This is a genomic window from Mesorhizobium muleiense (assembly GCF_900099905.1).
Lineage (GTDB): Bacteria > Pseudomonadota > Alphaproteobacteria > Rhizobiales > Rhizobiaceae > Mesorhizobium > Mesorhizobium muleiense.
Window position 1 is genome coordinate 134,711 of record NZ_FNEE01000004.1, and the last position, 20,156, is coordinate 154,866.

General features: G+C 63.3%; 18 protein-coding genes and 3 pseudogenes. 10 read left to right on the top strand and 11 right to left on the bottom strand.

Annotated elements, in window-relative coordinates; translation table 11 throughout:
• Positions 1 to 3: 3 nt before the first annotated feature.
• From BLT09_RS10250 to BLT09_RS10270, 5 genes are all read right to left on the bottom strand, one after another.
• Positions 4 to 735 carry a UdgX family uracil-DNA binding protein gene (locus tag BLT09_RS10250; RefSeq protein WP_425284460.1) on the bottom strand — a complete coding sequence of 244 codons (732 nt, stop codon included), beginning with the start codon at positions 733 to 735 and terminating at the stop codon, positions 4 to 6.
• Positions 736 to 812: 77 nt separating this feature from the next.
• Positions 813 to 2,234, bottom strand: coding sequence for a glutamine synthetase family protein (locus BLT09_RS10255; protein WP_091592691.1), 1,422 nt, complete (start codon positions 2,232 to 2,234; stop codon positions 813 to 815).
• A 13-nt stretch (positions 2,235 to 2,247) separates the two neighbouring features.
• A complete protein-coding gene (locus BLT09_RS10260; RefSeq protein WP_091592692.1) occupies positions 2,248 to 3,630 on the bottom strand; it encodes an aspartate aminotransferase family protein in 1,383 nt (460 codons plus the stop codon).
• 246 nt (positions 3,631 to 3,876) lie between these two features.
• Entirely contained in the window at positions 3,877 to 4,851 is a 975-nt protein-coding gene (locus tag BLT09_RS10265; RefSeq protein WP_091592694.1) for a WD40 repeat domain-containing protein, read from the bottom strand.
• Positions 4,852 to 5,112: 261 nt separating this feature from the next.
• Positions 5,113 to 6,171 carry a CobW family GTP-binding protein gene (locus tag BLT09_RS10270; RefSeq protein ID WP_091592696.1) on the bottom strand — a complete coding sequence of 353 codons (1,059 nt, stop codon included), beginning with the start codon at positions 6,169 to 6,171 and terminating at the stop codon, positions 5,113 to 5,115.
• A 203-nt stretch (positions 6,172 to 6,374) separates the two neighbouring features.
• On the opposite strand from BLT09_RS10270, the gene BLT09_RS10275 reads away from it, so the two are divergent.
• Together BLT09_RS10275 and BLT09_RS10280 are read left to right on the top strand one after the other, a co-directional pair.
• Entirely contained in the window at positions 6,375 to 7,103 is a 729-nt protein-coding gene (locus BLT09_RS10275) for an intradiol ring-cleavage dioxygenase (protein WP_091592697.1), read from the top strand.
• Positions 7,104 to 7,329: 226 nt separating this feature from the next.
• Positions 7,330 to 7,800, top strand: coding sequence for a MarR family winged helix-turn-helix transcriptional regulator (locus BLT09_RS10280; protein WP_023796815.1), 471 nt, complete (start codon positions 7,330 to 7,332; stop codon positions 7,798 to 7,800).
• Between the two features lie 16 nt (positions 7,801 to 7,816).
• Here the strand turns inward: BLT09_RS10280 and BLT09_RS10285 are convergent, their stop codons facing one another.
• A complete protein-coding gene (locus BLT09_RS10285) occupies positions 7,817 to 8,695 on the bottom strand; it encodes an AraC family transcriptional regulator (protein WP_091592699.1) in 879 nt (292 codons plus the stop codon).
• 35 nt (positions 8,696 to 8,730) lie between these two features.
• Between BLT09_RS10285 and BLT09_RS10290 the strand changes: the two are divergent.
• The 5 genes and pseudogenes from BLT09_RS10290 (at position 8,731) to BLT09_RS10305 (ending at position 11,907) form a co-directional block, all read left to right on the top strand.
• Positions 8,731 to 9,137: pseudogene (locus BLT09_RS10290) on the top strand (DUF2000 family protein).
• A gap of 50 nt (positions 9,138 to 9,187) precedes the next feature.
• Positions 9,188 to 9,295 (top strand): annotated as a pseudogene (locus BLT09_RS34880) (EamA/RhaT family transporter); the annotation flags it as partial.
• Positions 9,296 to 9,418: 123 nt separating this feature from the next.
• Positions 9,419 to 10,441: a LacI family DNA-binding transcriptional regulator gene (locus tag BLT09_RS10295; protein WP_091592701.1), complete on the top strand. Its 1,023-nt coding sequence runs from the start codon at positions 9,419 to 9,421 to the stop codon at positions 10,439 to 10,441.
• Entirely contained in the window at positions 10,438 to 11,421 is a 984-nt protein-coding gene (locus tag BLT09_RS10300) for a 2-hydroxyacid dehydrogenase (protein ID WP_091592703.1), read from the top strand. The genes BLT09_RS10295 and BLT09_RS10300 overlap by 4 nt, the downstream gene beginning before the upstream one ends.
• Positions 11,422 to 11,511: 90 nt before the next feature.
• Positions 11,512 to 11,907 carry a hypothetical protein gene (locus BLT09_RS10305; protein WP_091592705.1) on the top strand — a complete coding sequence of 132 codons (396 nt, stop codon included), beginning with the start codon at positions 11,512 to 11,514 and terminating at the stop codon, positions 11,905 to 11,907.
• Positions 11,908 to 11,924: 17 nt separating this feature from the next.
• Here the strand turns inward: BLT09_RS10305 and BLT09_RS10310 are convergent, their stop codons facing one another.
• Positions 11,925 to 12,698: a gamma-glutamyl-gamma-aminobutyrate hydrolase family protein gene (locus BLT09_RS10310; RefSeq protein ID WP_091592977.1), complete on the bottom strand. Its 774-nt coding sequence runs from the start codon at positions 12,696 to 12,698 to the stop codon at positions 11,925 to 11,927.
• A gap of 287 nt (positions 12,699 to 12,985) precedes the next feature.
• Here BLT09_RS10310 and BLT09_RS10315 point away from each other — a divergent pair, with 287 nt between their 5' ends.
• The gene (locus tag BLT09_RS10315; protein ID WP_091592707.1) at positions 12,986 to 14,095 is read left to right on the top strand and encodes a TRAP transporter substrate-binding protein; all 1,110 of its coding nucleotides are present in this window, start codon (positions 12,986 to 12,988) and stop codon (positions 14,093 to 14,095) included.
• Between the two features lie 61 nt (positions 14,096 to 14,156).
• Here BLT09_RS10315 and BLT09_RS10320 read toward each other — a convergent pair.
• The 4 genes and pseudogenes from BLT09_RS10320 to BLT09_RS10335 form a co-directional block, all read right to left on the bottom strand.
• Positions 14,157 to 15,177, bottom strand: a pseudogene (locus BLT09_RS10320) (zinc-dependent alcohol dehydrogenase family protein).
• Between the two features lie 19 nt (positions 15,178 to 15,196).
• Positions 15,197 to 16,969 (bottom strand): TRAP transporter large permease, encoded by a 1,773-nt coding sequence (locus BLT09_RS10325; protein WP_208602490.1) that lies wholly within the window; start codon positions 16,967 to 16,969, stop codon positions 15,197 to 15,199.
• Positions 16,966 to 17,550, bottom strand: a complete 585-nt coding sequence (locus tag BLT09_RS10330) for a TRAP transporter small permease subunit (protein WP_091592709.1) — start codon at positions 17,548 to 17,550, stop codon at positions 16,966 to 16,968. Before BLT09_RS10330 ends, BLT09_RS10325 begins: the two co-directional genes overlap by 4 nt.
• A 273-nt stretch (positions 17,551 to 17,823) precedes the next feature.
• A complete protein-coding gene (locus tag BLT09_RS10335; RefSeq protein WP_091592711.1) occupies positions 17,824 to 18,729 on the bottom strand; it encodes a branched-chain amino acid ABC transporter permease in 906 nt (301 codons plus the stop codon).
• A gap of 100 nt (positions 18,730 to 18,829) precedes the next feature.
• Between BLT09_RS10335 and BLT09_RS10340 the strand changes: the two genes are divergently transcribed.
• The gene (locus tag BLT09_RS10340) at positions 18,830 to 19,438 is read left to right on the top strand and encodes a CGNR zinc finger domain-containing protein (RefSeq protein WP_091592713.1); all 609 of its coding nucleotides are present in this window, start codon (positions 18,830 to 18,832) and stop codon (positions 19,436 to 19,438) included.
• Positions 19,431 to 19,970, top strand: a complete 540-nt coding sequence (locus BLT09_RS10345; RefSeq protein ID WP_091592717.1) for a hypothetical protein — start codon at positions 19,431 to 19,433, stop codon at positions 19,968 to 19,970. The genes BLT09_RS10340 and BLT09_RS10345 overlap by 8 nt, the downstream gene beginning before the upstream one ends.
• Positions 19,971 to 20,156 lie beyond the last annotated feature (186 nt).

A 20,156-nucleotide genomic window follows, 5' to 3' on the forward strand; every position in this document is an offset into this window, starting at 1 on the left:
GGGTCAGGCGGCCATCAGCTTTTTCACTGCCTTCATGTCCTGCAGGAACCGCTCGCGTTCGGCCTGCTTGTCCGCCGGCTCGCGAATACGCAGGATGAAGGACGGGTGGATGGTGACGAACACAGGCAAGCCATCGTCCCGCTCCACGACCGCGCCGCGCATCTTCATGATTGGCACGACCTTGCCGAGCAGCGACTGCGCCGCCGTTGCGCCGAGCGCCACCGCCAGATTGGGCTTGATCAGATCGAGCTCCTTGTCGAGCCACCAGCGGCAGGCCTGCACCTCGCCGGTATTCGGCTTCGAGTGGATGCGCCGCTTGCCGCGCGGCTCGAACTTGAAATGCTTGACCGCATTGGTGACATAGACTTTCAGCCGGTCGACGCCGGCATCGTCGAGGATGGCGTCGAAGACTTTTCCCGCCGGACCGACGAAAGGTTTGCCGGCCAGATCCTCCTGGTCGCCTGGCTGTTCACCGACGAAAACCACCTTGGCCTTGTCAGGCCCTTCGCCGAACACGGTCTGCGTTGCGTTGCGCCACAGCGGGCAGCGGCGACATGCCTTCGCCACTTCGCTGAGTTCGGGAATGGTGCTTGCGCCATCGCCTTCTGCCGTCTCAGGCAATTCAGGCTTGGGCCAGCGTCTTGCCTGCACCTTGGCGCGGTGTGGAGAATTTGTCTGCATCCTGGCGATCATGGCTGATGCGGCCTTGCCCGCTGCTGCGATCAGATGCGGAATGAGCGAAGCCCCAGAAAGGTTCCTTCAAATAGCCGGGACCCGGCTTTCGCTGGGCGAATGACCGACGATGCGATGCCTCACACCTCGTGCAGATAGAGATGATAATCCAGTTCGCTGACCGTGCGCGCCACCCGCAGATATTCGGATTGCTTGATCGCCACGAATGTTCGGTGCAGGTCTTCCCCCAGCGCCGCTTTGAGGAATGTCGAGGCCCTTGCCGCCTCGATAGCGGCACGCCAGTCCACCGGCATGGTGGTGCGCGTGATTGCTGATTCGTAGCCATTGCCGGTGGTTTCGGGGCCTGGATCGAGGCCCTCATCGAGACCCTTGACGATACCGGCCAGCACGGTTGCCGCCACCAGATAGGGGTTGGCGTCGACGCCCGACGGCCGGTGCTCGATGCGCCGGTTTTTCGCGTCGCCAGCCGGCACGCGCAATGCCACCGAGCGGTTGTTGACGCCCCAGGTCGGCGCCACCGGTGCATAGGATTGCGAAACGAAACGCCGCCATGAATTGGCGTGCGGTGCAAACACCAGCATCGATTCGGCCATGGTCTGGATGAGGCCGCCCAGTCCGCGCAGCAGCGGCAAGGACCAGGTCTCGCCGCTGGCTTCGGCAAAGACGTTGTTGCCGGCCTTGTCCTGCAGCGAGACATGGAAATGCATGCCGGAGCCGGCGTATTTCTCGATCGGCTTGGCCATGAAGCAGGCAGTGACGCCGTGGCGGCGCGCCTGCGCCCGCACCAGCCGCTTCAGCATGACGAGGTCGTCGGCGGCCCGCATTACGTCCTTGCGATAGTTAAGCGTCAGTTCGTACTGGCCGGGCGCATATTCGGAAATGACCGTCTCGGCCGGGATGCCTTGCACCCTGGCCGCGGCATAGATGTCGGAAAACAGCGGCTCCATGCCGTGCAGATGGTCGACGGAATAGACCTCTGTCTTGGTCGAGCGGCGGCCGTCGAGCACCGCATGCGCCGGCTGCACCTTGCCGTCGGCGTCGCGCTCGTTGGCGAGCAGGAAGAATTCGAGCTCGAAGGCGCCGGCCGGATGCAGGCCCTTGGCCGCCAGTATCTCCACCTGCCGGCCCAGCGCCAGGCGCGGGTCGGAGGACATCGGCTGACCATCGAGATGGTACATCGCCATCAGCACCTGGCCGCGCGGCGGCTGTGTGCCGAACAGCGGCACCAGCGTGCCGGGGATCGGCCATGCCCGCAGGTCGCCGTCGCCCGTCGTCCAGATCAGTCCGGTCTCGTGCACGTCCTCGCCGGTGATGTCGAGGCCGAGGATCGAGATCGGCATATGCCTGCCGCCCTCGAAAATGCTCATCAACTCGTGCCGGCGCACGATCTTGCCACGCCCGACGCCATTGGCATCGGTCAGCACGATGTCGAACGCTTCGATCTCGGGATGGGCGTCGAGAAAGGTTTGCGCCTCTGCGGGCGTCGAGCCCGAAGGGGAGGCGATGATGGCGTTCAAAGTTTGCTTGTGCGCTTCTCTCATGTGCAAGCTTGTCTCATGCCGCGAGCCTTGCCGCAACCGCGCCGAAGGCGGTGATCAGGCGGTTCACCTGGGCAGCGCTGGTCGCCGGCGAGATCAGCATCATGTTGTGGAACGGCGCGATCAGCACGCCGCGATTGACCAGCGCGACATGGACAGCCGCTTCGAGCGCCGGTGCGTGCGCTGCTTCCGCCTCGCCGCCATTCCTCAGCGGGCCGGGTGCGCAGATGAACTCGACGCGGGCGCCGACTCGGGCAACATGCCAAGGCAGGCGGTAACGGTCGATGACGGCGGTCAGCCCGGCGTCGAGCCGCCGCGCCAGATGGTCCATATGGCTATAGTTCTCGTCGGTCATCACCTCTTCGAGCGTGGCGCGCATCGCTGCGAACTGCAGCGGATTGGCCGAGAGCGTCGTGCCCATGCCGGAATAGCCTGGTTCCTTGGTCCTGACATAGTCGGCATAGCGGGTGGCGACGCCATCGCTCATGCCCCAGACGCTGGCTGGCACGCCGCCGGCGATTGGCTTGCCGAGCACGAACAGGTCCGGCTCCAGGCCGTGTTTCCTGGTGTAGCCGCCGGGACCGGTCGAGATCGTGTGCGTCTCGTCGATCAGAAGCAGGGTGCCAGCGGCGCGGGTGAGACGCCGCAGCGCGTTGTGGAAGCCGGGATCGGGCAGCACCATGCAGGAATTGGTCAGCACCGGCTCGGTGACGACACAGGCGATTTGCTGGTCCCTGAGTGCTGTCTCAAGCGCCGGCACATCGTTGAACTCGACGACATCGGTCGCCCGGGTCAGGTCGCGGAATTCGCCGGCCAGTCCTGGCCGGTTGGCCGGTCTGCCGTCGACCAGGCGCACCATCGTCTCGTCGACCGAGCCGTGATAGCAGCCGTTGAAGACCAGGATCTTGCCCCGGCCGGTGATGGCGCGGGCGACGCGCAGCGCGAAGCGGTTGGCATCGGTCGCCGTTGTCGCAATCTGCCAGAACGGCAGGCCGAAGTGCTGTTGCAGCAGCGGGCCGATGGCGAGTGCATCTTCCGAAGGCAGCATGTAGGTCAGGCCGCGTCCGGCCTGCCTACGGATGGCGTGGGCGACCGGCGGCGGCGAGTGGCCGAACATCGAGCCGGTGTCGCCGAGGCAGAAATCATCGAGCCGATTGCCGTCGATGTCAGTGATAGTGGCGCCTCTGGCGCTGTCGACCATTATCGGGAACGGCGTCGGCCAGTCGTTCATCCAGTGCATCGGCACGCCGCCGAAGAAACCCGGCAGGCCGTTGCCGACCTTGGCTGCCGATTTCGGCCTTGCCTTGCGGAAGGCTTCGGCCTCGGTCTCGCGCAGATCCGCGATGCGAGCAGTGCTGATGCCACCGATCGCCATCTTTGAATGGTCGATTGTATGCATGAATGCCCTCTCATAGGGGAATAGGGGAATAGGGGAATAGGGGAATAGGGGAATAGGGGAATAGGGGAATAGGGCAGTAGGGCAGTAGGGCAGTAGGGCAGTAGGGCAGTAGGGCAGGGAGAAGGTGTCAGTGGTTGCGCTGGCGCGCCGCTTCCTTTTTTCTTTTCCTACTCCCCTACTCCCCTACTCCCCTACTCCCCCATCCCCTACTCCCCTACTCCCCTACTCCCCTACTCCCCTACGGCCCTAGGCCGAAATATCGATGACGCCGCAGTCGCCGGCGGCGCTGCCGAAGGCGACGCGGCGTTCCTCCTTGTCCCACATCATCGAGGTAATGGCGCCCTTGCCCGGTCGGCGCAGAAGCACCTCCTTGGCGTCCGCGAAACGCACCGCCATCACCATGCCGTCGTCATAGCCGACGGCGACGACATCCTGGCTCGGATGGCAGGCGACCGAGGTCACCATGGCGTTGCCGCGCGTGCCGAGTTCCAGCGGCGCCTTGCCCATCGGCCCGTCCTTGCCCGAAAACGGCCAGACGATCGCCGCCGGGGCTCCGGAACTGGCCAGCCATTTTCCCTTGGGCGCCCATGACAGGCTTTTGACTTTGCCGGGATAGCCGCTCATCCGCATGTGCTTGCCATCGGCGAGCTTCCAGCCATGCAGCGCGTTCTCCTGCATGGTGGTGACGAGGAAGGCGCCATCCGGCGAGAAGGTGATGCCGGTATGGGCGCCGGCCCATTCCAGCTCGACCGGCTTGCCGTTCGCCGCCGGGAAATGCAGCGTCGCGCCATTGTAGCGGGCGACGCCGAAGCGCATCCCCTTGGGCGAGAACGCCAGCCCCTCGACCGAACGCGGATGCAGGAATTCCTTGGTCTTGCCGTCGGAGAAACGCACGAAGGCGATCTTGCCCGAGGCATAGGCGACGGCGCCTTGTGGTCCGGCGGCGACGCTGGTGATCCATTTCTTCCCGGCGCTTGCCAATTCTGCCGCATTGCCGCCGGCGGTAACAGAAAAAATCCTGCCGTCCTCGCCGCCGGTGATCAGCCGGTCGTTGGCCGCATCGTGGCAGGCGGCGAGCAGCCCGTCATTGGCCTGCGCCGTCTTGTGGCCATGGTCCAGCCGATGGATTGTGCCGTCGGCCAGTGCGAAATGCGGCACGTCGCCAAGGAAAACGGCGGCGATGCAATGTCCCTGGAGATCAAGCGGGGCGACGGTCGGCATGGGAGATTCCGTTCGAGATTTCCGCTGGTCGTCTACCTCCGCGGGGGAGCCGCCAGCGCGGATAGGTGCAGCTTGCCTTCTCTCCTTGTTGTGGGAGAAGGTGGATTGGCGCGCAGCGCCAAGACGGTTGAGGGGTGCTGGACGGAGTGCCGTCGTTGCCAAGCTGGAACACCCCTCATCCGACCGAGCTTCGCTCGGCCACCTTCTCCCACAAGGGGAGAAGGAGAGAACGTGCAGCGCTAGCGTTATAAGGCCCGAAAATCAAGCCGCCTGGCAGGCATCAAAACTCTTCTTCAGCCGCTCGGCGTCGAGCTCGCGGCCGATGAAGACCAGCCGGCTCTCGTGCTTCTCGCCGTCCTTCCAGGCGCGCTGGTGGTCGCCCTCGATGATCATGTGCACGCCCTGAATGACGTAGCGCTCGTCATCGCCTTTAAGCGCGATGATCCCTTTCAGACGCAGGATGTTAGGGCCTTCCATCTGGGTGATCTTCTCGATCCAGGGGAAGAATTTTTTCGGGTCCATCTCGCCGCCCCGCAGAGACACCGACTGCACCGTCACGTCATGGATATCGGACGGGTGCGCGTGATCATGGTGATGATGCCCGTCATGATCGTGATGATCATGGTCATGATGGTCATGGTCATGATGGTCGTGGTCGTCGCGCGCCTCGAGGAAATGCGGATCGTTCTCCAGCGCCCGGGAAAGGTCGAAGGCGCCGCGGTCGAGCACCTCGGACAGCGCCACGCCGGCGCGCGTGGTGCGATGGATCCGGGCCGCCGGGTTGATCGCGCGGATCGTCGCCTCGACCTTGCTCAGTTCCTCCGGCGTGACGAGATCGGTCTTGTTGAGCACGACGACATCGGCAAAGGCGATCTGGTCCTCGGCTTCGCGGGAATCCTTCAGCCGCAACGGCAGGTGCTTGGCGTCGACCAGCGCCACCACCGCGTCAAGCCTGGTCTTGGAGCGCACGTCGTCGTCCATGAAGAAGGTCTGCGCCACCGGCACCGGATCGGCGAGGCCGGTCGTCTCGATCACGATGGCGTCGAAGCGGCCTGGCCGGCGCATCAAGCCCTCGACGACGCGGATCAGGTCGCCGCGCACCGTGCAGCAGACGCAACCATTGTTCATCTCGTAGATTTCCTCGTCGGATTCCACGATCAGCTCGTTGTCGATGCCGATCTCACCGAACTCATTGACGATGACGGCGTAGCGCTTGCCGTGGTTTTCCGAAAGGATGCGGTTTAGCAGCGTCGTCTTGCCGGCGCCAAGATAGCCGGTGAGAACGGTTACGGGGATCTGCGTCGTCTGTGCATCGCTCATGTTGGGCCTCGAAAAGGATTGTTGGCTCAATATAGGATGATAGGATGCACGCTGTGCTTTTGCACGTGGCAACCGATGGGCCAAACAGGTCGCCAACATTGCCGGGCTTTCCCAACATGCCGGGTTTCATTGGCGTTGGCGGGTCTCACTGCCTAGATAAGACCAAGCCAGCTTGCTCGACAGAAACCAAAAAGAGGCGCCGGATGTCCGACAAACCGTCCTCCTTGCCGTTGAGCCGGCGCCAGGCGCTTGGCCTCATTGCCGTTAGCGCGAGCGGCGGTGTCTTTCTGCCGGGCATCGCGCTGGCGCAGCAGGCCTCGCCCTATGCCGGCCTTGCCCTGTTCGACAGCGGCGCCGGCGTCTGCGCCATCACACCGGAAGCGACCGAGGGCCCGTTCTATTTCGACCCGAAGCTCGAACGCGCCGATATCACCGAAGGCAAAGCGGGCATTGCCCTCAATCTGCGGCTGCAGGTCATCGACGCAGGCTGCCGGCCGCTTGCCGGCGCGCGGGTCGATATCTGGCATTGCGACGCGCAAGGCCATTATTCAGGCTATCCGGGACAAGGCGACGGCCAGGATGTCGATACGTCAGGCCAGAGTTTTCTGCGCGGTTGGCAAAAGACCGATGACAGCGGCATCGTCTCGTTCGCCACCATCTATCCCGGCTGGTATCGCGGCCGCACCACCCACATCCATTTCAAAGTCTTCCCCAACGACAATTCGGTGATGACCGGCCAGCTGTTTTTCCCCGACGGCCTGAGCGAACAGATATTCACTACTGTCGCGCCCTACACCGACCGCTCCGGCAAGCGGGATACGTCGAACGCCAGAGACGGTATCGCGCGGCGCGCCGGGCCGCTTTCGCAGGTGGCGCTGCGTGAGGTGGCGGACGCCTACCAGGCCCTGATGATCGTCGCGGTGAAAGGCTGATTAGAATCCCGCATCGGGTGTGCGGCGCTCCTGCCGAACCCGTCCACCTCAGCTGAAAAGTCGTTTGTCATCTAACTGAAATAAACATCTGGCATTAGCCTCGGCGGACACCGCATTGCTTGCCGGCAAAGCTGTTTTGCAAAGCCGGATCTTTTTTGATCGTCCATTGCCAACCGGGCGGCTGCCTCTATGCTGTCCACACCGGTTCGGCCGAAGAGGGATAGCCATGGCCAAGGCGGACAAGACTGCGACAATGAGCCGGCTGCATTCGGCGGCGCGGCTGGCGCGTACGGCACTCGCCGCGCGGCTTTTGGCGCACGGCTTCTATGCCGGCCAGGACCAGATCATGCTGGCGCTCGACCGTGAGGACGGGCAGACGCCCGGCAATCTTGCCGGTCGCCTCGGTGTTCGCCCGCCGACCATCACCAAGACCATCAACCGGCTGCAGGCGCAAGGCTTTCTGGAAAAACGCGCTTCTTCCGCCGATGCCCGCCAGGCCCATATCTTTCTGACCGACACTGGCCGCGAAATCATTCATGCCATCGAGAAATCGGTGAAGAAGACCGAGAAGCAGGCGCTGAAGGGGCTCGATAAAAAGGACCAGAAGGCGCTGTTCAAGCTGCTCGCCCGCGTTGAGGCGAACCTCTCGAACGGAGAGATGGTTCTCGTCGATGACGAGATCGACGCCGACGAATGATCCGCGGCTGACGCCATCAGGCAGCGGCTGCTGACGATCCATGCACCAATGCCGACCAGCGGCCCGGCGTGACACCGAACGCCTTCTTGAAGTGCCTGCTGAAATGACTTTGGTCGTTGAAACCGGCCGCTATTGCGATCTGCGCCAATGACTCGCTCGCCTCGATCATGCGGCGTGCTCGTTGAAGCCGGCGCATCAAGAGAAAGCGGTGCGGACTGGTGGAGAAAGCGGCACGGAAATGCCGCGATAGGGCGTAGCGATCGAGCCCGGTGATCGCCTCCAGCTCGTCGGAACGGACGGTACGGAAAACATTTTCTTCCAGATAGTCGCGTGCCAGGCTGACAGCCCGCCACGCTGTCCTTGGGATCGGTTTCGCCGGCCGGCCTGAATGCCGTGCCAGGCTTTGCATCAATTGCGCAACGAAGTCGGCGACAAACAGATCGTCCAGCTTCTCGTCCAACGGCCCCAGCGCCGAAAGCAGCCGCGTGCGGAAAACAGGATCCGTCACCACGGCATTCCTGACGAAAGGCAGCGATGCGCCTGTCTGATCGAGGCAGTCCAGCACGATGGACGGCTCCAGATAAAGTATCCTGTAACGCAAACCGTCTTCAGTGCCGGCGCCGCCATCGTGCAATTCGTCGGGATGGAGCACGATAATCTGGCCGGGCAGGCTGTGATGCGTCGCGCCGCGATACCGGAAAGTCTGGACGCCATGCAGCGTCACGCCGATGGCGTAGGTATCGTGACGATGGAGATCGAAGGCGCTGCCGTGGAACCGGGCCTCGATACGCTCCATTCCGACGCAATCGGGCGCCGAGATGACGCAGTTCTCAGCCGCGTCAACGCACAAACGTCCAAGACCCTGAAAGGCCTCGCCATCTAGACCGTGTGACATCACTTCATTCACAAACCTCGAATGGCAAATGTCTCATGTTCGACACGAAATTTGCAATCGTGCTGCAGGATAACCTTCCCGTCTGGCAAAAGCTCAACGTAACCGCGTTCCTGACCAGCGGCATCGTCGCGCAGTATAGCGACATCATCGGCGAACCCTATCGCGACCGCGCCGGCAATATCTATAATCCGCTCTCGATCCAGCCGATCATCGTGCTTTCGGCCGATCGCTCGACGCTCAGTGCGATCCACCGGCGGGCGCTGGAGCGCGGTGTGACGACCTCGCTCTACGTCGACGAAATGTTTCGACCGGCCACGACGCGGCGAACCGCGCCGTCTTTGCCGAGTTCGCACCCGACGATGCCAAGGTCGTCGGAATCGCGCTGCGCGCCGAAAGGAAGCTTGTCGACAAGATCACCAAGGGTGCCCGCATGCATCCCTGATGCATATCGACACTGGTTCATCCTGTTGACGCTCGGTGTCCTCGGTGCTCGTCATCGTCGCCAGCGGCTTTTATATCGTTCATCGCGAGCACCGGCTTCGCGTGCGCAACCGCGGTGCCCTCGACGTCGAGGTGGATGCGCTGGCAAAAAAACTTTGATTTGTTTCGGAAGGGTGGCATAAGGCCGCGTTTAAACTGTTTAGACCATGATCCCGAAAACGGGCATCCGGTTTTCGCTGGAGATCATGGATTAGCTCTGGATCGTCGGGGGAGCGCAAGGCGCTGGCACAGAAGATCAAGCTTTCGACGATCGCGGATGCGCTCGGTGTGTCCACGGCCACGGTCTCGCTGGCCCTGCGCGACAGCCCGCTGGTTGCTGGAAACACCCGCGACCGCATCAAGGAACATGCCCGCACCATCGGCTATATCTACAATCGCCGCGCCGCCAGCTTGCGCACCTCGCGTTCGGGCATCGTCGGCGTCGTCGTCCACGACATCATGAATCCCTTCTTCGCCGAGATCCTGCGCTCGATCGAAAGCGAGCTCGACCGCAGCCGGCAGACCTTCATCCTGTCGAACCATTACGACCAGCTCGAAAAGCAGCGCACCTTCATAGACACGCTTCTGCAGCTTGGCGCCGACGGCGTCATCATGTCGCCGGCCATCGGCACGCCGCCCGAAGACATCTTCATGGCCGAGGAAAACGGCCTGCCGGCGGTGCTGATCGCACGCACCGTCGAAGGCGCTGACGTGCCGGTGTTTCGTGGCGACGATGCCTATGGCACCGGGCTAGCCACCAACCATCTGATCTCGCTCGGCCATAAACGCATCGCCATGATCGGCGGCACCGACCAGACCTCGACCGGCCGCGACCGCTACCAGGGCTATCTCAACGCCATGGAGGCGGCAGGGCTGGAGGTCAGGCCGTCCTGGCGCATCCCCGGCCCGCGCACCAAACAGGCTGGCTTCGAGGCCGCCGGGCAGTTCCTGGCGCTGAAGGACAAGCCGACCGCGGCCTGCTGCTGGAACGACCTCGTCGCCATCGGCCTGATGAACGGCATTGCACGCGCCGGGCTGGTGCCGGGCATTGACATATCCGTGACCGGCTATGACGATCTCGAGGAAGCGGCGATCGCGACGCCGGCGCTGACCACCGTGTGGAATGGCCAGCGTGAAGTCGGCCGCCGCGCCGCGAGCGCGCTGCTCGACAAGCTCAATGGGCAGATGGTGCGGCCGTCGCAGGAACTGATCAAGCCGGAACTGCATGTGCGCCAGTCGACCGGCAAACCAGTGGAACGTGCATGACAAAAGCCGAACAGCAGCAAGCAGTCGCCATTCTGGTGCCGGGCCAATTCAACGACCACGCGGTAGGCCGCATCGACCGGACGTTCAGCCGCGCCTGGATCGAACGGCCGGATGCGTCGCTGGTCACCGACGAGATGCGCCGGACGGTGCGCGGCATTGCCGCCTTTGGCGGGATCAACGCAGCCCTCATCGACGCGCTGCCGAATCTCGAGATCATCGCCAATTTCGGCGTCGGCTATGATTCGGTCGATGCCCGTCACGCAGCGCAGCGCGGCGTCATGGTCACCAACACGCCGGATGTGCTGACCGAGGAGGTCGCCGATACGGCGATCGGGCTTTTGATCAACACCGTCCGTGAGCTGCCGCGCGCCGAGACCTGGCTGCGCGACGGCAGTTGGGCACGCAATGGCAACTATCCGCTAAGTCGGCTGACCTTGCGCGGCCGTCGTGTCGGTATTTTCGGCATGGGCCGCATCGGTCTCGCCATTGCGCGCCGGCTAGAGGCCTTTGGGCTGCCGATCGCCTATCACAACCGGCGCCAGGTCGAAGGCTTGCCCTACGAATACCACGGCACGCTGAAAGGCCTTGCCGAGGCGGTCGACACGCTGATCTCGGTGGCGCCCGGCGGCGCCTCGACGGAAAAGGCGGTCAACGCCGAGATCCTGTCGGCGCTCGGCCCGAATGGCGTCTTCGTCAACATCGGTCGCGGCAGCACGGTGGACGAGGCAGCTCTTGCGGCGGCGCTTGCCGGCGGCACCATCGCCGCTGCCGGGCTCGACGTCTTCGCCGACGAGCCGAACGTGCCGCCGGCGCTGCTCGCCGCCCCCAACACCTCGCTTTTGCCGCATGTCGGCTCGGCTTCGGAACATACCCGCCGCGCCATGGCCGATCTGTGCGTCGACAATCTGATTTCCTGGTTTTCGGAAGGGAGGGCGATGACGCCGGTGCCGGAAACGGAAAAGGTCAAGGCGCGCAGCTGAGCGGCACGCTTTCCTATTTGTTAACGATTAACGATGGCTTAACGCTTTGAAACCATTCTTCATCTATCGCCAAACAATTGGAGGACGCAGATGAAAGCACTTGCTGCATTGATAGCAGCGGTCGCGCTGTTCGGCAGCATTCAGCTGTTTTACAGCGGCGGAAGCGAAGGCCGCACAGCCGACGAGTCAGCGCAGTCGCCCGGCGACTACCGGCTGGTGGCCAATGGTGACGAAGCGTCCTGCGCGGTCAAGCGCGGCACTGAGGTTGCGGACGGCCTGTCGCTGTTGACGGTCACTGCGAATTGCCGCCAGGTCTTGCCCGGCATCGAGCGCGCGAAATTCTGGCGTGAGCAGGATGACGGCACCGTCACCTTCAGCGCGAACGGCATCGACCCGATCGTCACTTTCGGCGTCGCCGACGGCGACGGCTATGAATCCTACGCACCAGCCCTGCCGCTGCTGTCGCTGGCGGCCAAAAGCGATTGACGTTGACGTCCGACGAACTATTCCGCGGCGGCCCGCGCGCCGGATTTCGTCGCGGCGTGCAGGCGCACCGCGTCGCCAAAGGCGCGAAATATCCTTGCTGAGACGCTGTCCGACTTGACCCAGTATTCGGGATGCCACTGGACGCCGACGGCGAAAGCGCGGGCGTCGCGCACCGAAACCGCCTCGACCGTGCCGTCGCTGGCGACCGCCTCTATCTGCAGCTTCGGGCCGAGCCGGTCGATGGCCTGGCGGTGCACCGAATTGACCATGATGTCGCCTGCCCCGAACACGCCGGCGAGGCAGCTTCCGGGCTTGATCGAAATGGTCTGGCGGATGGCGAAGCGTTCGTCCTGATTGTCGCTCGCCGGTGCGCGATGGTCCAGCGATCCCTCGCGCTCCTGGATTTCTGTGGCCAGCGTGCCGCCCAGCGCCACATTCATCTCCTGGATGCCGCGGCAGATGGCGAGCAGCGGCACTCCGCGCTCCACTGCCTTGCGGATCAGCGGCAGCGTCGTGGCGTCGCGGGCCGGATCGTAGGGGCCGTTGGCCTCGCTGGCATCGCCGCCGTAGAGTGAGGGATGCACATTGGACTTCGAGCCGGTGACCATGACGCCGTCGACCGATGACAGCAGTTCATCGAAATCGAGCCGGTCGCCGAAGGACGGCACCAGCACCGGGAACACGCCGGCCGCCGAAAGTGCCGCCTCCAGATATTGCTGCGGAGCGGCATGCCAGGTGTAGTTGTCGAACTGGCGGACGTCGGTCGATATGGCGACTAGCGGCTGCTGCATTTTTGATCCGGGTCCATTCAGTGCAAGGATTGTTCTGCCTTTAAAATAGGCGATCCGACGGCGCTTTGCCATGACAAGTTCGGCATGTCGCATGGGCCACGGAAACGGCGTTAGACTTAAGTTGCAGGAGGTGGTTTCGCGCCGCGTTTTTCGCGAAAACGCCGCCGGCAAAACCGGCTTCCATGGCTGGACTCGACTCCTTGCCCGTGTATTGTTTGCCGCGAAGCCGATCCGGGGCACAGAGCATCTCCCGAACGTCGGTCTGTTGATCCAATAGGGAGGACTTCATGGATCGTCGATCATTCATCCGCAAGGCCGGTGTGACCGGTGTCGGCGCTGCGGCGGCTACGGCGGCGCTTGCCGCGCCGGCTATCGCCCAAAACAATCCGAAAGTGACATGGCGCCTGGCGTCGTCCTTCCCGAAGTCCCTTGATACGATCTATGGCGGCGCCGAGGTCTTTTCCAAGATGCTTTCGGAGGCGACCGACGGCAACTTCCAGGTGCAGGTCTTCGCCGCTGGTGAACTGGTGCCCGGCCTGCAGGCCGCGGACGCCACCACCGCCGGCACCGTCGAGGCCTGCCATACGGTGGCATATTATTATTGGGGCAAGGACCCGACATGGGCTTTGGGTGCCGCGGTTCCGTTCTCGCTCAACGCGCGCGGGATCAATGCCTGGCATTACCACGGCGGCGGCATCGACCTGTTCAACGAGTTTCTCGCCACGCAGGGCCTTTTTGGCCTGCCGGGCGGCAATACCGGCGTGCAGATGGGCGGCTGGTTCCGCAAGGAGATCAATACCGTCGCCGACCTTTCGGGCCTCAAGATGCGCATCGGTGGTTTTGCCGGCAAGGTGGTGGAAAGGCTCGGCGTCGTGCCGCAGCAGATCGCCGGCGGCGATATCTATCCAGCGCTGGAAAAAGGCACCATCGACGCCGCCGAATGGGTCGGCCCTTATGACGATGAGAAGCTCGGCTTCTACAAGGTCGCGCCCAATTATTATTATCCTGGCTGGTGGGAAGGCGGGCCGACCGTCCATCTGATGTTCAACAAGGCGAAATATGAGGAGCTTTCGCCGGCCTACAAGGCGCTGGTGCGCACCGCCGCGCAGGCCGCCGACGCCAACATGCTGCAGAAATACGACTTTCTGAATCCGGCGGCCGTGAGGCGGCTGGTGTCCGCAGGCGCCAAATTGCGCCCGTTCAGCCAGGAAATCTTGGCAGCCTGCTCCGAAAAGGCAAACGAGGTCTATGCCGAGATGGAAGCCTCGAACGCGCCGTTCAAGAAGATATGGGACTCGATCAAGGCGTTCCGCAAGGAGCACTATCTCTGGGCGCAGGTGGCCGAATACAATTACGACACCTTCATGATGGTCCAGCAGCGCTCCGGCAAACTCTGACAACAGTTTCGGCGCCACGCGTTCTTCGGACGCGTGGCGCCGAAGCGCTTCTATTTGTCGATCAGCGCGGCAGCACCAGCACCTTGACCTCGCCTGGCGCAGGCGGATTGGCGATCACCGCAGCCGCCTCCTCAAGCGCCACCTGCCGGGAGATCAGCTTGTCGATCTCGATCGCACCCGAGGCGATGAGTTCGGCAGCCCGGCGATGCGTAAACGGATTGAGGAAAGAACCCAGCACCCTCAATTCCCGGAACAACAGGTCGAAAGGTTCGAATTCTGCTTTCATGCCTTGAGGCATCACGCCGACGACGACAACCGTGCCGCCGGCCCTGGCGAGTCGCATCGATTGCTCGACCGTCTCTCTTACGCCGGCGCATTCGAACACCACGTCGACGCCGCCCGGCATGAGGCCCGACGGACCGACGACCGTGTCGATGATATCGCCAGCGATTGGGTCGACCGTTGCCGTCGCGCCCAGTTCTTCTGCGAGGGCACGCCGCGAGGCCTGGCGCGTCGACAGGACGATTGTCGTCGCGCCGGCAAGCCTCGCCAGTTGCACTGAGCAGGCCGATCACGCCGCCGCCAAGCACGGCGACCGAGGAGCCGGGTCTGACCTGCGCCAGGTCCAGGCCATGCAGGCAGCAGCCAAGCGGCTCGCAAAACGCGCCATGCGTCGGCTTCAGGTCTTTCGGGAGGAGGAAGGCCTGCTTGTGAGGCAGCACGACATATTCGGCGAAGCCGCCGTCGCGGCGGATGCCGATGGCAACCAGATTATGGCAGAGGTTGACGCGACCGGCGTGGCAGTGCGGACAGCGCCCACAGGCGATGTTGGGATCGCCGGTGACGCGATCGCCGACCGAAAAGCCGGACACGGCGGTACCAATCGCCTCGACGATCCCGGAGAATTCATGTCCGAGCGTCACCGGCGGCGTACAGGGAAATTCGCCATGGAAAAGATGCCGGTCGGTGCCGCAGACGCCGCAGGCCTCGATCCGCACCAGGAGATCGTCCGGCCCGGCCACGGGCTTGTCGACCTCCCGAAGGACGATGCTGCCGACGCCCTCCAGCCGCACCGCTTTCATGTCTGTGGAGCCTCCGGCATCAATTGAAACTCGGTGGTTTGGACAGATCGGGCGCTGGCGCTGCCGGCTTGGCAGCCGGCGTTTCACCGAAACTCGGCGGCTGCGACAGATCCGGTGCAGGCGCAGTCGGCGCCGTGCCGCCATCCGCTGGCGGAACGCCGAGCGGCGACAGGCTCGGCGTTTCCGGCACCTGGTAGTCGATCGTGCCCGGGTCCGCTGCCGTGCCCTTGTAGTGCATCACCATTTGCGGGAAGGCGATGGTCAAGCCGATCATGATGACCTGGATGCACACGAAGGGCACCGCCCCCCAATAGATCTGGCCGGTGGTTACCGGCGCGATCTTTTTGCCGGTGAGGCGATCGAGATAGGGCACCCGGGCGGCGACCGAACGCAGGTAGAACAGCGCGAAGCCGAAGGGTGGATGCATGAAGCTGGTCTGCATGTTGACGCCGAGCAGCACGCCGAACCAGATCAGGTCGATACCGAGCTTGTCGGCGGCCGGCGCCAAAAGCGGCACGATGATGAAGGCGAGCTCGAAGAAATCGAGGAAGAAGGCGAGCAGGAAGACGAGGATGTTGACGCCGATCAGGAAGCCGATCTCGCCGCCCGGCAGCGATGTCAGGAGGTGTTCGACCCAGATATGGCCGTTGACGCCGTAGAAAGTGAGCGAGAACACGCGCGCGCCGATCAGGATGAACAGCACGAAGGAGGATAGCCGCGTCGTCGACGCCAGCGCCTGCTTGATCACGTCCAGCGACAACCGCCCCTTCATCGCCGCCATGATCAGCGCGCCGACAGCGCCCATGGCGCCGCCTTCGGTCGGCGTGGCGATGCCGAGGAAGATGGTGCCCAACACCAGGAAGATGAGCGCCAGTGGCGGGATCAGCACGATGATCACCTGCTGCGCCAGCCGCGACATCATGTTGATCTTCAGGCGCTGGTCGGCGATTGCCACGACATAGATGAGGATCACGCCGATGGTGGCGCCGAGGATGTCGGCGTTTTGGCCCTGCGAGGGCGCAAGATAGCGATAGGCCGCGTAGGAAACCACGACTGCCGCCAGCACCGCGACCAGCAGCGACAGGACACCGTGGCCGAGGGTGCGGGCCTCCAGCGGCAGGGCCGGCATCGAGTTCGGCCGAATGATCGACATGATCACGATATACGTCGTGTAAAGGCCGGTCAGAACCAGCCCCGGGATCAGCGCACCCGCATACATGTCGCCGACCGAGCGACCGAGCTGGTCGGCCAGAACGATCAGCACCAGCGAGGGCGGAATGATCTGGGCGAGCGTGCCCGACGCGGCAATGACGCCGGACGCCACTCGGCGGTCATAGCCATAGCGCAGCATGATCGGCAGCGAGATCAGGCCCATGGCGATGACGGAGGCAGCCACCACGCCCGTGGTTGCGGCAAGCAGCGCGCCGACGAAGATCACCGCATAGGCGAGGCCACCGCGGATCGGTCCGAACAATTGGCCGATCGTGTCGAGAAGGTCCTCGGCCATGCCCGATCGTTCGAGCACGATGCCCATGAAAGTGAAGAACGGGATGGCCAGCAGCGTGTCGTTCGACATTACCCGGCTGCCGTAGAAATTATCCGGCAGCGCGTGCAGCAGCGGCCAGGCGAGATTGATCGATCCGCCCGAATAGGGTGACAGCACAACACCGATGAAGAAGAACAGCAGGCCGTTGGCGGCGAGTGAGAAGGCGACCGGGTAGCCGATCAGCAGGAAGATGACCAGCGAGGCGAACATGATCGGCGCCATGTTCTGGGCGATGAACTCGATCACGAGCGCACCTCTTCGGCGAGCGCCTTCGCTTCGAGCTCGGCCTGTTCATGCACCGATATGAACGGTGTGGGATCGTCCATGTCGCCGCGCATGATTGCGATCTTCTTGATGATCTCCGAGATGCCCTGCAGCGCGAGCAGGAAAAAGCCGGCCAGCAGAATCGCCTTGGCCGGCCAGATGATCAGCCCGCCGGAATTGTTCGACATTTCGCCGCTGTGAAACGACAGTGACACATAGGGGACGAAATAGATCACCATCAGCGTGACGAACGGCATCAGGAAGAAGAGATGGCCGAAAAGGTCGATCCAGTGCTGCACGCGGCGCGAGAACATGCCGTAGACGATGTCAATCCGGATATGGTCGTTCTGCTTAAGCGTGTAGGCAGCGGCCAGCATGAAGGCGGCGCCGAACAAATACCACTGCAATTCCAGCCACGCGTTCGACGACATGTCGAACGTCTTTCGGATGACTGCATTGGCGGCACTGACCAGGATTGCCACCAGGATCAGCCACGACACCCATTTGCCGATGAACTCGTTCACACGGTCAATCGTTCTGGATAGAGTGAGAAGCCCTGCCATACATTCCTCCCTTTACGCTTCGGCCCGAAAATCGGTGTCGATTTTCGGAAAGCACGATGCGTGACTCAAAGTATTAGCGACGCGCCGATTCCCGCTTGTTTTCCGCCGCTTTGATGTGGCCCAACGGTATGCCGTGCGTGGACCGGCGGGTCAACACAGGGCAGACCGAGTAAAACAATCTTGTGGCATGGGGAAGGGGCGAAACAGCCGCGGGAGGGATCATGCGCAAAATCAAAGTGGCGTCTGCGGCCAGCGCTACCCAGGTTGGCGCAGTCAGACGATCTTGCTTTGGTCTCGCCCGGCGCCGACCAGCACCAGCATGGCGACGAGCAACAGATACATCCAGGCGTCGCGCCACTCGACCGGGAAGTAGCCGGCCCACAGCGATTCGGCCATGCCGAAAGCGGCAGCGCCAAGTGCTGCCCGCGACGGCGAGAGATAGCCGCCCACCGCCGTCACGAATAGGATTTTCAGCCCATAGACCAGGCCGGAGCCGAAGCTGATGTTGCCATAGTAAAGGCCGGCGAGGACACCGGCCAGCGCCGCGCAAAGGCCGCCGGCGAGCACCGCGTGCCGAAACACCGCGCGCACGTCGACGCCGCACATGGCGGCGGCTTTGGGGTCGTCGGACACGGCGCGCCAGCGCCGGCCGAAACTCGAGCGGGCGAACGCCCAGGAGGCGAGCACAATGGTTGCCACGACGATCCCGCAGTCGAGCAATTGGATAAGCGTCAGGGTGGCATTGAAGTTGGCCCCGTTCGCAAAAATGATGGGCTGGGCCAGCATTGGCGGCAGCCACAGATCATGCGTGTCAGCGGCGATGCGGCTTGCCTCCGACAGCAGCAGCAATATGCCCAGCGTCGTCACCACGATCGCATTGGGCGTGCGGTCGGCCAGCGGCTCGAAGATGCTGCGCGACAGGACATGGCTGATCAGCCCCGCATACAGGAACGCCGCGACAATACCGAGCGCGACGGCGGCGAACAGGGTCAGCCACAGGGCCTGATAGCCGAAGGCCGCGGTGAGGATCATCGTCTGTCCGCAAAAGGCGAACAGCGCCCCATAGGCGAGGTTCGTCCGGTGCAGGATGCCGTTGGTCAGCACATAGCCGAAGGCGAGCAGGGCATAGAGCGCGCCGGAATGCAGCCCGTTCAGCACCTGCTGGAAGAAATAGAGCATGCCAATGTCCTTGGATCGCGGAGAACCGCGTCCGTGCGGAGCAGATTTGCATCGGCAATCTAACTTGTCAAACGCAGCTTATCGGTTAGAAATAGCGCCCATGACGGTTTCCTGGACCCCGCACCGCTTCACTGGCGGCCTTCTTGCGCTCGACACTGCGAACACCGTCGTGCTGCGCGGCGATCCCCGGAAAACCTTCGACCGGTTCAAAGATCCGGCGGAGATCGCCCGTTTCGCCGACACGGCGAGCGTCTTTCGCGCCGCCGAGCTTGGCGGCAGGCGGCTCGAAGCGCCGTTCCCGGACAAGATCGCGCCGGTCGTGCTGGCGATCCGCGAGACGACCGACCGGCTGTTTCGTCGTGCGGTGTCGAAGGGCGCGGTCACTACAGGCGATCTGCCTGGCTTCCTGAAGGCCTGCGCCGACGGTCTCGCGGACGGCCGCACCGAGATCGGTGCGCCGGGACGGCCGTTCGGCGAGCCGGCGACGCCCATCGCCTTCGAGGCGGCACTGGCGGTTTCCGCACTGTCGCTGCTGCAGGCTGACACCGTCGCAAGGCTGAGGATCTGCCCCAATTGCAGCTGGTTGTTTCTCGACCGAAGCCGCAATTCCAGCCGTCGTTGGTGCGACATGGCGGTGTGCGGCAACCGCCAGAAGGCAAGTCGCCACTATCGCCGCCGAACGGCAGCCAGAGGGACCGCCAATGTCTAGGAAAATCTTGCGCCTGATCGTTGTCGGCGCCATGCTCGTGGCCGCGGCAACGCTCGGCGCCTGCCGCGATACCGGCAAGGACGGCGAAGGCAGATTGTTCGAGATTTCCGGCAGGCTGGTCGTCTTCAATTATCGCCTCGCAAGGGCAACCTTTGTCGTCACGCTGAGGCCGCTGCAGCCTATGGAGGAAGGACAGGTTGCGGTCGCCAGCTTCCAGAACCCAGCAGGCGGCGAGCCACTGATCGTCGAACAGAAAATTTGGCCGAAGCTCGGCAAGGTGTCGCTGGAGAGCCCGGCGCTTTCCTGCATCGTCAAGGACAAGCCCTATGCGATCTCGATCAGCATCAAGGATGCCAACGGTGCAATCCTCCAGAAGATCGACACCACGCTGATGTCGACGCAGGACCAATCGGTCCTGCCCGACCGGCCGCTGGTCATCGATCAACTCTATACGCCCAATCCAGAGCTTGCCGGTCATCCGGACGGCAAGCTGCCGGGCGCGCCCAAGCCCGACTGTTCGAAGGCCGGCTGACGCAAACATCGCCGGTATCAGTCGCGGCCGGAATTTTCTTGGCGCTGACGGACCAATTGGTGCGCGTTTCTTACAGAATCGGGCGTGGACCGGATCGTTTGTTGCGCCTCGCCTGGCATCTTCGATTTTGTTTGACCTGCCCGGCAAGGGGAGAAACACTGCAGCCTCCAACTCCGAAGTTGGCTG

Excerpts from the sequence above, each read along its gene's own strand:
- BLT09_RS10255 (WP_091592691.1), bottom strand. The coding sequence starts at position 2,234 with ATGAGAGAAGCGCACAAGCAAACTTTGAACGCCATCATCGCCTCCCCT.
- BLT09_RS10260 (WP_091592692.1), bottom strand. The coding sequence starts at position 3,630 with ATGCATACAATCGACCATTCAAAGATGGCGATCGGTGGCATCAGCACT.
- BLT09_RS10265 (WP_091592694.1), bottom strand. The coding sequence starts at position 4,851 with ATGCCGACCGTCGCCCCGCTTGATCTCCAGGGACATTGCATCGCCGCC.
- BLT09_RS10270 (WP_091592696.1), bottom strand. The coding sequence starts at position 6,171 with ATGAGCGATGCACAGACGACGCAGATCCCCGTAACCGTTCTCACCGGC.
- BLT09_RS10275 (WP_091592697.1), top strand. The coding sequence starts at position 6,375 with ATGTCCGACAAACCGTCCTCCTTGCCGTTGAGCCGGCGCCAGGCGCTT.
- BLT09_RS10280 (WP_023796815.1), top strand. The coding sequence starts at position 7,330 with ATGGCCAAGGCGGACAAGACTGCGACAATGAGCCGGCTGCATTCGGCG.
- BLT09_RS10285 (WP_091592699.1), bottom strand. The coding sequence starts at position 8,695 with ATGTCACACGGTCTAGATGGCGAGGCCTTTCAGGGTCTTGGACGTTTG.
- BLT09_RS10300 (WP_091592703.1), top strand. The coding sequence starts at position 10,438 with ATGACAAAAGCCGAACAGCAGCAAGCAGTCGCCATTCTGGTGCCGGGC.
- BLT09_RS10305 (WP_091592705.1), top strand. The coding sequence starts at position 11,512 with ATGAAAGCACTTGCTGCATTGATAGCAGCGGTCGCGCTGTTCGGCAGC.
- BLT09_RS10310 (WP_091592977.1), bottom strand. The coding sequence starts at position 12,698 with ATGCAGCAGCCGCTAGTCGCCATATCGACCGACGTCCGCCAGTTCGAC.
- BLT09_RS10315 (WP_091592707.1), top strand. The coding sequence starts at position 12,986 with ATGGATCGTCGATCATTCATCCGCAAGGCCGGTGTGACCGGTGTCGGC.
- BLT09_RS10330 (WP_091592709.1), bottom strand. The coding sequence starts at position 17,550 with ATGGCAGGGCTTCTCACTCTATCCAGAACGATTGACCGTGTGAACGAG.
- BLT09_RS10335 (WP_091592711.1), bottom strand. The coding sequence starts at position 18,729 with ATGCTCTATTTCTTCCAGCAGGTGCTGAACGGGCTGCATTCCGGCGCG.
- BLT09_RS10340 (WP_091592713.1), top strand. The coding sequence starts at position 18,830 with ATGACGGTTTCCTGGACCCCGCACCGCTTCACTGGCGGCCTTCTTGCG.
- BLT09_RS10345 (WP_091592717.1), top strand. The coding sequence starts at position 19,431 with ATGTCTAGGAAAATCTTGCGCCTGATCGTTGTCGGCGCCATGCTCGTG.